Origin of the sequence: Saccharothrix sp. (assembly GCF_031180885.1) — a bacterium.
Lineage (GTDB): Bacteria > Actinomycetota > Actinomycetes > Mycobacteriales > Pseudonocardiaceae > Actinosynnema.
The window spans coordinates 184,676-197,721 of record NZ_JAPSLK010000011.1 but is presented as its reverse complement, the minus strand read 5'-3'; the positions used below and the strand labels follow the sequence as shown (position 1 = coordinate 197,721).

Annotated in this window: 10 protein-coding genes and 2 pseudogenes; 6 read left to right on the top strand and 6 right to left on the bottom strand. The window is 71.6% G+C overall.

Features of this window, described 5'->3' with window-relative positions:
* A pseudogene (locus RIN75_RS16785) lies at positions 1–190 on the bottom strand (hypothetical protein); the annotation flags it as partial.
* The gene (locus RIN75_RS16780) at positions 187–654 is read right to left on the bottom strand and encodes a CBS domain-containing protein (protein ID WP_309112864.1); all 468 of its coding nucleotides are present in this window, start codon (positions 652–654) and stop codon (positions 187–189) included. The pseudogene RIN75_RS16785 and the gene RIN75_RS16780, both read right to left, overlap by 4 nt.
* A 419-nt stretch (positions 655–1,073) precedes the next feature.
* On the opposite strand from RIN75_RS16780, the gene RIN75_RS16775 reads away from it, so the two are divergent.
* The 6 genes from RIN75_RS16775 to RIN75_RS16750 all read left to right on the top strand — a co-directional run bounded on the left by RIN75_RS16775 (position 1,074) and on the right by RIN75_RS16750 (position 10,332).
* Complete coding sequence (locus tag RIN75_RS16775; protein ID WP_309112863.1) at positions 1,074–2,648, top strand: VWA domain-containing protein; 1,575 nt, start codon at positions 1,074–1,076, stop codon at positions 2,646–2,648.
* Between the two features lie 128 nt (positions 2,649–2,776).
* Complete coding sequence (locus RIN75_RS16770) at positions 2,777–3,391, top strand: DUF1349 domain-containing protein (RefSeq protein WP_309112862.1); 615 nt, start codon at positions 2,777–2,779, stop codon at positions 3,389–3,391.
* Between the two features lie 193 nt (positions 3,392–3,584).
* Positions 3,585–4,496: a hypothetical protein gene (locus RIN75_RS16765; protein WP_309112861.1), complete on the top strand. Its 912-nt coding sequence runs from the start codon at positions 3,585–3,587 to the stop codon at positions 4,494–4,496.
* 6 nt (positions 4,497–4,502) lie between these two features.
* On the top strand, positions 4,503–7,418 hold the full coding sequence (locus RIN75_RS16760; protein WP_309112860.1) for an AAA domain-containing protein: 2,916 nt from the start codon (positions 4,503–4,505) through the stop codon (positions 7,416–7,418).
* Positions 7,415–8,638 carry a hypothetical protein gene (locus RIN75_RS16755; protein ID WP_309112859.1) on the top strand — a complete coding sequence of 408 codons (1,224 nt, stop codon included), beginning with the start codon at positions 7,415–7,417 and terminating at the stop codon, positions 8,636–8,638. The genes RIN75_RS16760 and RIN75_RS16755 overlap by 4 nt, the downstream gene beginning before the upstream one ends.
* Positions 8,639–8,733: 95 nt before the next feature.
* Complete coding sequence (locus tag RIN75_RS16750; RefSeq protein ID WP_309112858.1) at positions 8,734–10,332, top strand: hypothetical protein; 1,599 nt, start codon at positions 8,734–8,736, stop codon at positions 10,330–10,332.
* Here RIN75_RS16750 and RIN75_RS16745 read toward each other — a convergent pair.
* The 4 genes and pseudogenes from RIN75_RS16745 to RIN75_RS16730 form a co-directional block, all read right to left on the bottom strand.
* Positions 10,329–10,994, bottom strand: a complete 666-nt coding sequence (locus RIN75_RS16745) for a DUF2306 domain-containing protein (RefSeq protein WP_309112857.1) — start codon at positions 10,992–10,994, stop codon at positions 10,329–10,331. The two genes, RIN75_RS16750 and RIN75_RS16745, sit on opposite strands and share 4 nt — an antisense overlap.
* 119 nt (positions 10,995–11,113) lie before the next feature.
* Positions 11,114–11,773: a response regulator transcription factor gene (locus tag RIN75_RS16740; protein ID WP_309112856.1), complete on the bottom strand. Its 660-nt coding sequence runs from the start codon at positions 11,771–11,773 to the stop codon at positions 11,114–11,116.
* The gene (locus tag RIN75_RS16735; protein ID WP_309112855.1) at positions 11,770–12,846 is read right to left on the bottom strand and encodes a histidine kinase; all 1,077 of its coding nucleotides are present in this window, start codon (positions 12,844–12,846) and stop codon (positions 11,770–11,772) included. Before RIN75_RS16735 ends, RIN75_RS16740 begins: the two co-directional genes overlap by 4 nt.
* A 112-nt stretch (positions 12,847–12,958) precedes the next feature.
* Positions 12,959–13,046 (bottom strand): annotated as a pseudogene (locus RIN75_RS16730) (alpha/beta hydrolase); the annotation flags it as partial.

The window sequence follows — 13,046 nt, the reverse complement described above, 5'->3', positions numbered from 1 at the left end:
GCAGGAACACCACGTTCCAGTCCACCCCGGCGTCGAGCGAGTGGAACGCGGTCTCGCCGTCGGTCAGACCGAGGGCGAGCATGAGGGCCGCGCCACCCAACGCGGCGGCGACGCGGTGCACCCGTTCAGTGGCGATCAGGACGTAGGCGCCGATGAACACGACCACCGACAGGACCTGGCTGAGCGTCATCCGCGCGACTCCGAGGCGTTCAGGATCACCTGCAACAGGTGCGAGGCCGTGACGACACCGTGGATGCGGTCGTCGTCGGCGACCACGATCAGCGGCGTGTGCAGCCGGGCCATCAGCGCGGCGCACTCCAGCACGGTCGCGTCCCCGGACACCATCGGCAGCTCGTACCGCTTCTCCCTGGGCGGCAGGACTTCCTTCACCGACCGGTCGGACAGCCGGCGAACACACACGTCCGCGCCACCCTGCTCGTCGTAGACCCGCGCCAACGACGGGTCCTCCTGCACATAACCCGGCACGCCGAACCGCAACACCTGCGAGCCGGGCAGCACCGTCACCGGGCTCCCGTCGTCGTCGACCACGACCACGCCGGGCCGCTGCTGTTCGGCGATCAGCCGGGCGGCGACCAGCGCGTTGTCGCTCAACCGGACGAGTGGGTAATCCTGGGCGAGATCACGAGCACGCATGGTGAACACCCCTGGTGAGAGTTCCTGTGGCCACGGTCACAGAGTGCGCTAGCATCGGGCTGTCGGCCGTGCGAAGCACACGAGGTATGCGCTCATGTCCGGACTGGTAATCGCATCCCTGCTGATCGCGGGGTTCGTGGTGGCCGCGCTGGTGCTCCGCGCGGTCGAGCGCCACTGACCCGGAAGGCCTTCTCGGGCGTCACCGGCCGGCCTCGCGCATGTCGTCTCCTGGTCGTGGGCGTGACGTCGTCCGTCGCCGACCAGGCTTCCCGGCACACCGCGCATCACCCTACCCGCCACCACGGGTACCCGCAGTCCGCTGGTGAGGGCCGGACGGGTGACGTCGGGTCGGTGGGATAACGCCCGGGGTAGCGGTCGCGACACGTGGAGACACGTACCGCTCACTCGAAAGAGGGCACATGACACCGAGAAGGCGAAGACTCGTACCGGTCGTGGCGTTGATCGCGGGTTTGTGTTCCTGGACGCCGCAGGCCGCGGCCGAGCCGGCCCCGACGACCCCGACGACCGCCGGTTTCGCGGAACTGTCGGCGGAGTACAGCGAAGCCGCCGTGGCGCAGGAACCATTGCTCGGCGAGCTGTTGCACGGGCTCGGCCTGCGGTACCTCAACCAGCTCGACCCCGCCAAGGTGTACGGCATCGACCGGACCACCAAGCAGATCACGGTGGAGGACCCGGCCGGCGAGGTCGGCACCGCGGGCGTCTTCTTCGGCCTGGGCAGCGTCGTCTCCACCATCCGGGCCGCGGGCGGCGACATCGTCGGCCAGGGCAAGACCGTCGTCACCTGCCCGCTCGGCGCGCAGACCGCCGCCGTCAGCGGGTTCATGGCCTCGACGGTGTCCCGTGACCCCATCGCCGGCATCCGCAACGGGTTCATCTTCGCGGACAACTTCCTGACCACCGGCGCCCAGGTGGACTTCCGCATCCTCAAAGCCGCCGGCGGCGCCCGCAACCCGATCAACCGCACGGCCATGGAGACCACGCACACCGGTTCGTGCGGTGGTGAGGTCAAGGTGCAGAACGTCGTCGCCACCTGGCCGCCGCTGCGAGTCGACCTGGCCGTGGACGACACCGGCTCCATGGGCAACGAACTCGCCGGCGTGAAGGCCGCGTTGGCCGACTTCATCGGCTCCCGCGGCACCGACTACGACCAGGTGCAACGCGGCGTCTCCTACGAGCTGATCAGCTTCAAGGACAGCCCGTCGCTGCGACTGGCCAACACCGAGGACACCGCCGCCGCCATCGCCGCGGTCAACACCCTGTCCGCCGGCGGGGGCGGCGACTGCCCCGAGGACTCCCTGGGCGCGGTGAACATGGCCCTGGACCGGCTGGCCGCCGACGAGGACAGCGCCGGCGAGATCGTCCTGGTCACCGACGCCTCACCGCACAGCGGCGACATCAGCTCCGCCGTCGCGCGGGCGCGCAGCCTGGGCGTGCCGATCCACGTGATGCTCTCGGGTGACTGCGTCGCCGCCAGCCTCGGCACCACGGCGGCCACACCGTCCGCCCGGGTCGTCTTCGAACAACTGGCCAGGGAAACCGGCGGCCTGTACTTCTTCCGCCCCAACGGCACGGCCGCCGACTACGCCGACATCCTCCGGCAGATCTTCGAGGAAGCCGTGAGCCCCGGCGACGTCATCGCGCCCACCGTCACCGTGACCGCCACCCCGACCGACATCTGGCCGCCCAACCACCGCATGGTCCAGATCGACACCCGGGTCACCGCGACCGACGACACCGACCCGGCCCCGTCCGTCAAGCTGGTCGGCGTCACCAGCACCGAACCCGACGACGGCCAGGGCGACGGCACCACCGCCGACGACGTCGAGGTCACCGAGGACGGCCGGATCTTCGTGCGGGCCGAACGCAGCGGCACCGGTGGTGGCCGCATGTACACGGTCACCTACCAGGCCACCGACAAGGCCGGCAACACCGGCTACGGCTCCGTCGACATCACCGTCCACCACAACCGTTGAACGGGGGTGGCCCGGTGCACACCCGCGCCGGGCCACCCAGGCGCTCGTCCACGGTTGTCGGTTGACCCGAACACCCGGCCCTGCCAACACTTGCGGCGCCCAGCCCGCACCAACCCGCAGGGACGCACATGCCACTCGACACCGACCGCCGTTTCCTCCTCGCCGGCACCACCTACACGTGGGACGTCGAACCCCAGTCCTGGACCTGCCACGAGGACCGCCTCACCGCGACCGCGGCCGGACACACCGACATCTTCCGCAGCCCTTTCGGCTGGACCACCAAGACCAACGCCGCCCGCGCCCTCGCCACCCCACCCACCGGCGACTGGCAACTCCAAGCCCGCCTCCAGGTGGACTTCCACGCCGACTGGGACGCCGGCTCCCTGTTCATCTGGTCCAACGACGACACCTGGGCCAAGCTCAACTACGAACTGGCACCCGGCGGCACCCCCAGCGTGTTCTCCGTCGTCACCCGCAACGGCCGCTCCGACGACGCAGTCGGCCCGGCCGTCGCCGCCGACGGCTTGTGGCTGCGCATCAGCAGCCTGGACAGCGCCTACGCCTTCCACTGCTCGGCCGACGGCAACACCTGGCACCTCATCCGCCAATTCAGCCTCGACTCCACCCACCCGGTGCGCGTAGGGCTGGAGGTCCAGTCCCCCATCGGCGACGGCTGCGAAGTCGTCTTCGACAACACAACCCTGACCCCAACCCGCCTCGCACACCTCTTCGACGGCCGCTGACACCACGTCCCTTCAAACGCCACATCTCGTCGCTGCCCGCAACTCTGCGGTCCGCGTTCGGCCGGGCGGGGCTACGTTTGCCTCCATCGCAAGTCCGACAGCCGTGAGCGGTGGAGTGGAACAACAGGACGCGGTCCCGTCCAGGGCCGGCAGCACTTCCAACGCTTTGCCCGGCGTTGTCCACGGTCCCGTGGTGCAGGCGGGGAACATCTACGGCGATGTGCACCTCTACCACCAAGCCGCTCCCCCACCCGCATGGTCCAGTTCGCCGGCCGACCACCCCTCGTCCGGGCTGGGGCCCGAGGTCGACGTGGGCGATACCGCCTACCTCGTGCACGACCGGCCCTCGGAGGCTCGCCCGACCGGTGACGGTGGCGCGGTGGTGCGTCAGGCCCGGTGCCTGCGGCTCAACCCCCGCGGCGGGTTCGGGTGGTTGCGCCGGGTCGAAGTCAGGGAGTCGACGCCGCTCGCCCGCCGAGCGCGGCAGGCGCTGGCCGCCGAACACGAACTGCTGGTCGAACTGGCAGGCGTACCGGGACTGCCGGCGGTCCTCCAGTTCGCCGAGGGACCCGGGGACGTCACCACGCTGGTGACCGCGTGGCCGGAGACCCGGTCGCACCGGCCCTGTGATCCGCTCGACGTGCTCCTCCCCGGTGCACCGGTGCGCGACCCCGGCGTGCCGGCCCGGGTGTGCCACGCCCTGGCCGGGCTCTGCACGACGCTCGCCGCCCTGCACGCCCGTCGAACCACGCACGGCGCGCTCACCCCGGCGAGGCTGCTGATGCTCGACGACGGCACGCTCCAACTACGGGACCTCGCGCGGACCGAGTTGGAGCCGCCCGAGTACCCGGCCCCCGAACAGCTCGCGCGCGGCGCCGGCGGGCCGTGGACGGACGTCCACCAGGTCGGCGCCATCGCCTACCACCTGATCACCGGCCGCCAACCGAGTCCGCGCGCCCCGCTGCCGGTCCGGGCGTGGGTGCCCGAGGTGCCCGCCGACCTCGCCGACACGGTCGACGCGGCCTTGGTCCCCACACCCACCGAGCGCCCGGACGCGGCGACGCTCGGAGCGCGGCTGCGCGCCCTCGCACGTCCCGTCCGCTGAAGGAGCATGGTGCGTTCCGTCCAGTTGCCCCTCAACGGGGTCATCCACCTCGTCGCCTCCGCCGAGGACGACCACCGGCTGCGGGAGAAGACGCGCAACCACCCCGGTCTGCCGCAGAGCGTCGAACAGGTGGTGGCCGAGCTGTCCGCCGCCCGCGAGGGCGTGCCGGCGACGGTCGACGAACCCAACCGGTCCAACGGGCGGCGCACGCTCCTGGTGCACGGGTCGGCGTGGTTCGCCCGCCTGGAGCCCACCAAATCCGGTCGCGGGTACATGGTCAGGTGGGTCGACCCGTTGCGGATCAGGGACCACCACCGGCTCGCGCGGCACTTCCTGTCCCTGCACGCGGTGGGCTGGCGACGCGTGGACACCCTCCGCGGCCTGGACGAGCGCGCGAACTCCTTCTGGCCGCACATCGAGCACCAGTGGGACCGGCTCGTGCGGCGGGTGGCCGACGCCTCCGCGTCGCCCGCGCTCCTGCCCGCGCACGCGGCGTTCCTCGACACCGTGGAACGGGTCGTCGACGCGGCCGAGCGGATCGAGGTGACGGCGGCGCGGAGCGAGCAACCCCATCCCTACCGGGAAGTCTCACCGGTCGGCGAGCAGCGGCAGGGGACGCACGCGGTGTACGGCTTCACGATGGCGGGCACGGGGATGCCGGACGAGGGTGCGTTCGTGCAGGTGAAGGGCTATGACGAGCACCGCGGCCAGGTGGTGCGCACGGACGGGCGGCTGGTGACGGTCCGGTTCGACGAAGCCGTGGACTGGAAGCTGCTGCCGAAGACCGGCGAGTTGGAGACGACCACGAGCACCGTGGTGTTCAAGAAGCAGCGGGAGGCGATCACGACCCTGCGGAACCGGCGTGCGCGCAACCCGCACCTGCTGACGACCTTGGTCGACGCCCGCACCCGGCCGCTCACCGAGGCTGCCGACACCCCGACCGAGGACCTCGACCCCGACCAACTCCGGGCGTTCCAGCGCGCACTGGCCGTCGAGGACCTGATGCTGGTGCTCGGACCGCCGGGCACCGGCAAGACCCGGGTGATCAGCCAGGTCGCCGACGCGGCGGCGCGCGGTGACGGGTGGAGGCGACCTCCGCAGCGGGTGCTCGTCACCTCGCACTCCAACCGGGCCGTGGACAACATCCTGCCCCGGCTGTCACCGGACCTCGTGGTGCTGCGCGTGGGCAACCCGGGCATGGTGACCGAAGAGGGCCGCCCTTACCTGCTGGACGAGCAGGCACGGCAGTTGCGCGGGCAGATCCTCGCGGGCGTCGACCACGGTCTGCGCGAGTTCGCCGACCTGGAGGTCGCCCGCAAGTGGGCCGACGAGTTGGCCGACCGGGTGAACACGCTGCTGGCCGCGTACGCCGAGCTGGACGGGGCCGAGGCCGCCCTGGCGGCGGCTCGGCGGGCGGTCGGAGGTGCCGCCCAGGTCGCGGTGGACGAGTTGACGGCCACTGTGGACGACGTCGACCGGCGATTGGCACAGGCGCACAAGCGGATCGGGCGGGCCACGCGGCTGGTCCGGTTCCCGCTGCTCGGCTGGTGGGCGCGACGGCGCTTGACCACACTCCGGTCGCGGGTCGATGTGCTCTACGCGTCTCGGCAGGAGCACGCCGAGGGACTGCGCCGCGCCCGGCAGCACTTGGAGGCCGTCACCGAGCAGGCGCCGGTGGTGCGGCACGCGGTCTCGGTGATGGCCGAGCGGCGCGAACAGGCGGAGAAGGCACGACAGTCCGCGCTGGTCGCCGCGCACGCGTCCCGCGCCGCGGTCGGTGGTGCCGAACCGCCACCACTGGTCCGCGACACCACCGACGCCGTGACGACCCGGCAGGACCTCACCGCTCTGGTGTCCTGGTTCGACGCGCGACTGCCCGTGCTGCAAGCCCGTGCGCGCCTGCTCGGCGAGTGGCGCCACGAGGTGTCGGGTGCCACCACCCAACTGCACCCGGAACTCGTCCGCTACGCCCACGTCATCGCGGCCACCACGGTCGGCACGGCGTCCCGCCCGGAGTTGTCGGACGTGGCGTTCGACCTGGCGATCGTCGACGAGGCCGGGCAGATCGGCACGGCGGACCTGTTGGTGCCGCTGGTGCGGGCGCGACGGGCGGTGCTCGTCGGCGACCCGCGGCAGTTGCCGCCGTTCCTGGACTCCGAGGTCGAGGACTGGGGTCGGGACGAGGGTGATCCGCGCATCCGCGCACTGCTCGCGCAGAGCGCGTTGGAACTGCTGGTTAACCGGCTTCCCGGCACGAACGTCGTCCCGCTGCGGTGGCAGCGCCGGATGCCCGCGGTGGTCGCCGAGTTCAGCTCGCGGGTGTTCTACCAGGGCAACCTGCGCACCGCCGGCACGCGCGTGCACGACGACGACCTCTTCGGCAGCCCGCTGGTGTTCGTCGACACCGCGCAACTGCCCGCGCACCGGCGGCGGGAAAGGGCCGCCCGGCTGCGGGACCACCGGCAGCAGGGCTACGACAACCCGGCCGAGGCGCTGCTGCTGTCGAGGCTGGCGGCGCACTACCACGCGGCGGGCCGGGAATGGGCGGTGATCGTGCCCTACACCGCCCAGGTCAGGGCGGTCACCCAGGCGATCGTGGAGCTGATCGGCAACGAGGCCGCGGTGCGGCTCAACGTGGGTTCGGTCGACTCGTTCCAGGGCGGCGAGCGCCAGGTGGTGCTCTACGGCTTCACCCGCAGCAACCCCCACGGCAACGTGGGGTTCCTCCGGGAACTGCGGCGCGCCAACGTCGCGTTCACCCGGGCCAAGGACCAGCTCGTGCTGGTCGGCGACATGACCACCTTGACGAGGTCCCGGGACGCCGGGTTCCGCGACCTGGCCCTGGCACTGCGCGACCACGTGGCGGCGGCGGGCGAGATCAGGCGGTACGAGGAAGTCCTCGACCGGATCGGCGGGCGATGAGCACCAGGACCAAGCTGTTCCCCTACCCCGAGCAGCGGGCGTTGGAAGACGCCGCGTTCGAACGGGAAGTCGTCCCGACCCGCATCCACTCCCTGCTCCTGCCGGTGTGGAAGGTGACCGTGCAGGCCACCGTGGTCGTCGCCGAGGACTACGACCTCATCGACCGCTACCTCTCGCGCGGCATCGCCGAAGCGGGGCTGTCGACGACGGCCGAGCTGGCGGGGTTCTTCTCGCTCGAACCGGCGCTGGTGGACCGGGCGCTGCGCGCGTTGGAGGCGGTGGGCCACCTCGGGATCACCGAGGGGCGCTGGTGGCTCACCGACATCGGCCTGCGGTCCGTGCGGGAGGGAAAGCGCTACGAGGTGGTCAACGAGGACCGCCGCGAACTGTACTTCGACGGCTTCGGCAGCCGGCCACTGCCGAAGTTCTGCTACGACCCGACCAAGGTCACCCTGCTGCCGCCGGACGACCTGCCGACCGGCTTCCACGGCCTGTTCACCCGCTGGAGCTTCGACCCGGCCGCCCTGCCCGCGCTGTCCGCCCACCCCGACCGGGCCAGGCTCAACCTGCCGGAGCGGATCGACAACCCCCGCCCGCTCGGCCCGCCCGAACTCGGCTACCTGCCGCTGATCGTGGTGCGCGGGGCGTCGCGCTCCGGCCGGCACCGGTACCTGGCGTACAGCCAGGCGTCGGGCGAGGCGGACCCGGACCTGGGCGCGCTCGTCGAGTCGACACCCGACATCGCCCGCAGCCTGGAGCACGAGCAGCGCGCCGCGAACCCGGAGCACGAGGAGCAGCGGGCCCGGGACTGGATCGCTCGGAACGGCCTCACCAACCACCGCGTGGCCCGATTGCCGAACGGCCTGCTGCGCGTCGTGCTGCCGGCTCGCAGCTTCGGTCCCGACGGGCCGCTGCCGCTGTACCAGCTCGGGTCGTTCGTGGTGCGGGGCAACGGGTTCTTCCAGCCGTGGTCCGACGATGCCCGGCTGCGCCAGCGCGCTCTGCTCAGCCGCACCCGTTCGCTGCTGGCCGCACGCTCCCGAGCGGACGCCGGGCAGGTGTGGGCGCGGGTAGAACGAGTCGCTCGTCAGCTGGAGATCCCGGGGTTGGACCGGGCCAAGCTGCGCGACTTGGCCGTCCGGTCGGGTGCGGAGGCGCTGGTCGTTCAGCTGGAGGAGCTGGACCGCGACGCTCGGGGCAGCCACGGCGCGACCTCGTGACGGGCTTGTCGATGCCCGAAGGGGCGGTGAAGTGCGCCCTCACGGGCGTGTGGACGGCGTTGAAGTGCCGAACGGGCGAATCGCATGCTGTGCCGGTGCGGGCACACGGGCGCGAGCCGGACGGGCCACGGGAGCAGGCGACCACCGCGGTGCGACCCGACGTGACCGGACTCTTCCGCCTCCAGCGCTCGGCCGGCAACCGGGCCGCCACCCGGCTCGTGGCCCGGGTGCAGCGCCAGCACCTGGACCTGCCGACCGGGGCGGTGGGCGCGGTGTCCGGTCCGGGTGCGAACCGGGTGGAGAACGTCCTCGTGGTGCTGGACCGGTTGCACGCCCTGTGGAGCATCAGCACCGACGACTACCACGACGAGCGCACGGGCATCGCCGGGACCGCCCCCGGCCAGAGCGTCGACAGCACCCGTCTCGCCCGCACCATCGCCGCGATCAGCCGCAACGAGCAACCGACCCTGGCGCCCGCGGTCGCCGAGCACTTCCTCAACCTCCGGCTGTCCGCCCCGATCGGCCCCGGCCTGCCGAACACGGCGGCGGACATCACGGCGTTGCAAGGCTACTTCCGCGCACGGGGAGCGCTGACTCCCGCGATGCTCGGTGCGGAGCACGTCACCCGCGACGGCACCAACCTCGACTCGATCCCGGACACCCGCCGGGCGCTGGTCGAGGTCAAGCGGGCGATCGCGCGCGGCATCCTCGGCTGGCAGCCGGTGCACCCCGTCGAGAGCGAACACGGCGGCGACCGCTTCGGCGGGCAGACGTTCCGCTTCACCCGCCCACCGCACGCGATCGACCGGCGCAACGCCGAGTTCGGCCAGTACTCGATCTTCGTGCCACGCGGCGCGGGACCGGCCAACAACGTGCGGTTGCACTTCTCCGCGGGTGGCGTGCTCGGCGATTCGGGGACCAACGCCGTGCTGCAACACGGATTGCGCAGCGCGTCCGACGGCTCGGGCTGGATCACCATCGCCGTCCCCGGGATCGACAACACCACCGGGAACGTCATCACCGCCGGCGAGATCCAGGCGTGCCTGCAACGGATCGGCCGACCGACCACGATCGACGCGTTCCTGCTGACCGCGCACAGCCGGGGCGTGCTGAGCCTGGCCGCCACCCTCAACTCCGGCTCGGTCGCGGGTTCGCTGGTGCGCCAAGTGGTCCTCTACGACGAGACGGCCGGCGCGGCCGACGCGATCCGCAGGGCGGGCATCCCCGCTTCCCGGGTGACCATGTACGCGGTGAACTCGTCCAAGGACGCCGGACGTGGCACGCGCACGGTCGACTTGCGCGCGATCGGCCCGGAACTGCGTGCCATCGGCTTCCTGCGGATCATCGAGAGCGCCCGTGCGACCCGTCCGGACGTGGTGGTGCCCCCGTACATCCAGTCGCAGTTGATCAGGTTGGCACCGCTGGGCAGCTTCAGCACCCGAACCCCGACACCGCCGGGCAAGCACAGCATCGTGGAGTTCTGCCGGGCCAACCGCACCGCGCTGCGCGCCATCGCGAACCCGTCCGATGTCCGCCACGGCCTCCAGTACTTCATAGAGGAACACGACCTCGCCCGCTTCGGACCGCGCGCGGACCGGCACGGCCGGGCGTTGCCACCTGGCCGGATGATCGACCCGGGTATCTACTCGCACCACCTGTTCGTCACCGAACTCGCCCACGAGGCAACGGACTAGTCCGCCTTTGAGTCCACAGTGGACACTGAGCGTGCCGGGCGAACACCCGGGGAGGGGCGGCGGATGAGCCATTCCGCGACCGCCAGGTTGATCAGCCAGCCGGCGAGCATCAGCACCGCTTCGGTCAGCGGACCCGGGGTGCCGACAGCCAGTGCCCACGGCGCGTTGGTGAGGACCTGTGTGCCGGCGCCCATGCCGACCGCGTAGCCGCGCACCATCCACGCGCGGTGGCGGGCGAAGTCGCGGCGGCGGATCGCGGCGAAGCCGAGCACGAGGAACACCAGCCAGGCCGTGCCGAACACGAGCCGGAACCCGGTCAGCAGGTCACTGATCTCCGGGCGGTGCTGGAACAGGGCCAGCCACAGGCCCGACAGCGCCCCGCCGAGCCCGGACAGGACCACCAGCCGTCCCGCCACCCGGTGCCAACCGGATCTCCGCAGCCGTGGCGCGAACTGGAACGCACCGAGGAGGGCGAACACGGTCACGGTGACGATGTGCGCCACCAAAGGGCCTGGCGCGGCGGAGTAGTACGGCTCGCCGGGGAGTCGCGGGCCGCCGCCGATCTCGACCAGGCGGAGGGCGCCGGCGATGACCGGGACGAGGCTGAGTGCGACCAGGCCGGCCGGTGCCCAGGCGCGGTGGCGCAGCGTTGTCGTCGTCATGACCCGATCGTGGCTGCGGCGGTGGTCCCGGTTCATCGGAAGAAGAGCCGCGATCGGCGGCCGGAAGACCGGCGTTCGGGTCGTACTTTCGGCCACCGGCACCCGGGTCGTGCTTTCGGCTACCGGCGGCCGACCCGGCCGGTTTCGTAGGCCCAGGCCGCGATCTCCACGCGGTTCCGGACGCCGAGCTTGGTCATCAGGCTGGTGATGTGGGACTTGACCGTGCTGAGCGTGATGTGGAGCTGGAGGGCGATCTCGCTGTTGGTGCTACCGGCGGCCACCGCGGCGAGGACCTGCTCCTCCCGTTCGGTCAGGGGTTCGACGGGCTGGGCCGGCGGCGTGGGCGGTCCGGCGGCGGCGAACGCTCCGAGCAGGCGGGCGGTGACGCTGGGCGCGATCAGGGCCTCGCCGTTCGCGGCGGCGTGCACGGCCTGGGCCAGCAGGGCGGGGCCGGCGTCCTTGAGCAGGAAACCCTTGGCACCCGCGCGCAGTGCCGCGTAGACCAGTTCGTCCAGGTCGAAGGTGGTGATCACGACGACCGCCAGCGGGTCGGGGACGCCCGGCCCGGCGAGCGCGCGGGTGGCCTCGATGCCGTCGACCAGGGGCATCCGGATGTCGAACAGGCAGACGTCCGGGCGCAGTTCCCGGGCCAGCTCGACCGCGCGTTTCCCGTCTGCCGCCGCGCCGACCACCTCGATGTCCGGTTGGGCGTCGAGGATCATCGTCAGGCCGGTGCGGATGATCTCCTGGTCGTCGGCCACGAGCACGGTGACGCTCATGCGGTCGTCCTGACCAGCGGGAGCACGGCGGTCACGGTCCAGCCGCGCTCGGGGTCCGGACCCGCTTCGCAGGAGCCGCCGAGCAGGTGGGCGCGCTCGACCATGCCGATCAGCCCGTGCCCGCGTGATGTCGGCTGGGTGGAGTGCTCGCCGTCGTCGGTCACGCGCAGGCGCACCGCGCTGTCGTCGACTTCGACCCGGACCGCGATCCGGGAGGCGTTGCGGGCGTGGCGTCGGGCGTTGGTGACCGATTCCTGGGCGAGCCGGTAGGTGGTGGACCTGACGGACGGGGGCAGGTCTTCGACGTCTCCGACCACTTCGACGTCCACCTTCGGGCCGAACAGCGGTCGGCTGGCGAGCTGTTCGACGTCTGCCAGGGACGGATTCGGTATCAGGTCGAGCGGCTCGCCCTGGCGCAGCACGCGGACCATGCTGCGCATCTCGGCCAGCGCCTTGGACGCTTCGGCCTCGATCACGCGCAGCGCGTCAACGGCCGCCTCGGGGTGCGTGGCTGCGGTGGCGATCCCGGCTTGGGCGCGGATGGCCATCGCCGAGACGTGGTGGGCCACGGTGTCGTGCAGGTCGCGGGCCAGGCGTTCCCGTTCCAGCAGCTTGACCTGGTCGAGTTCCCGCAGCCGCGCCCGGACCCGGAACCGCAGCGCAACGGCCAGGGTCACCACCGTCGACAGGATGATCAGGCCGGCGATGGTGTCGGTGAAGGTCGAGGTGCCCATGGCCAGTGACGAGCCCACGGCGACCAGCACCAACCCCGAGCCGAGCACGACCTCGCGGCCCGATCCCCAGCGGAACAGCGCGAACGGCAGAAGCAGCAGGTAGACGATCGTGTGCAGTTCGGGTTCATGGCGGGTCACCACCGGGGTCAGGGCGGAGACACCGAAGGCGATCCCGACCATCAGCAAGGGCCGGGACCGCCGCCACCGCAACGTCGGCAGCAATGCCATGGTCACTGCTAGTGACACGACCGGTGAACGCAGGTCGTTCCTCACCGCGACTTCCAGCACCGCGAGGGCCGCGAGCACGCCGATGAGGACCCAGTCCCACCAGGCGTTCATGGGTGCTCGGGGGGGCGCGCGGCTCGTGCCACACGGAGCGGAGGAACTCGTTCACCGGCTCATGGTAGGTGCGCCCGGGGCGGGGCATATCAGCCGGAAGTACAGTCCGGAGTCACTTCAGGTGCCGGGCGAAGAACCGGCCTGCGTCGTCCCCCTCGAAGCTCGGGACGCCGGTGTGTCCGCCCATGTTGGCGTGCAGG

Coding starts and splice junctions, on each gene's coding strand:
- RIN75_RS16745 (WP_309112857.1), bottom strand. CDS start 10,994: ATGACGACGACAACGCTGCGCCACCGCGCCTGGGCACCGGCCGGCCTG.
- RIN75_RS16740 (WP_309112856.1), bottom strand. CDS start 11,773: ATGAGCGTCACCGTGCTCGTGGCCGACGACCAGGAGATCATCCGCACC.
- RIN75_RS16780 (WP_309112864.1), bottom strand. CDS start 654: ATGCGTGCTCGTGATCTCGCCCAGGATTACCCACTCGTCCGGTTGAGC.
- RIN75_RS16775 (WP_309112863.1), top strand. CDS start 1,074: ATGACACCGAGAAGGCGAAGACTCGTACCGGTCGTGGCGTTGATCGCG.
- RIN75_RS16760 (WP_309112860.1), top strand. CDS start 4,503: ATGGTGCGTTCCGTCCAGTTGCCCCTCAACGGGGTCATCCACCTCGTC.
- RIN75_RS16755 (WP_309112859.1), top strand. CDS start 7,415: ATGAGCACCAGGACCAAGCTGTTCCCCTACCCCGAGCAGCGGGCGTTG.
- RIN75_RS16735 (WP_309112855.1), bottom strand. CDS start 12,846: ATGAACGCCTGGTGGGACTGGGTCCTCATCGGCGTGCTCGCGGCCCTC.
- RIN75_RS16770 (WP_309112862.1), top strand. CDS start 2,777: ATGCCACTCGACACCGACCGCCGTTTCCTCCTCGCCGGCACCACCTAC.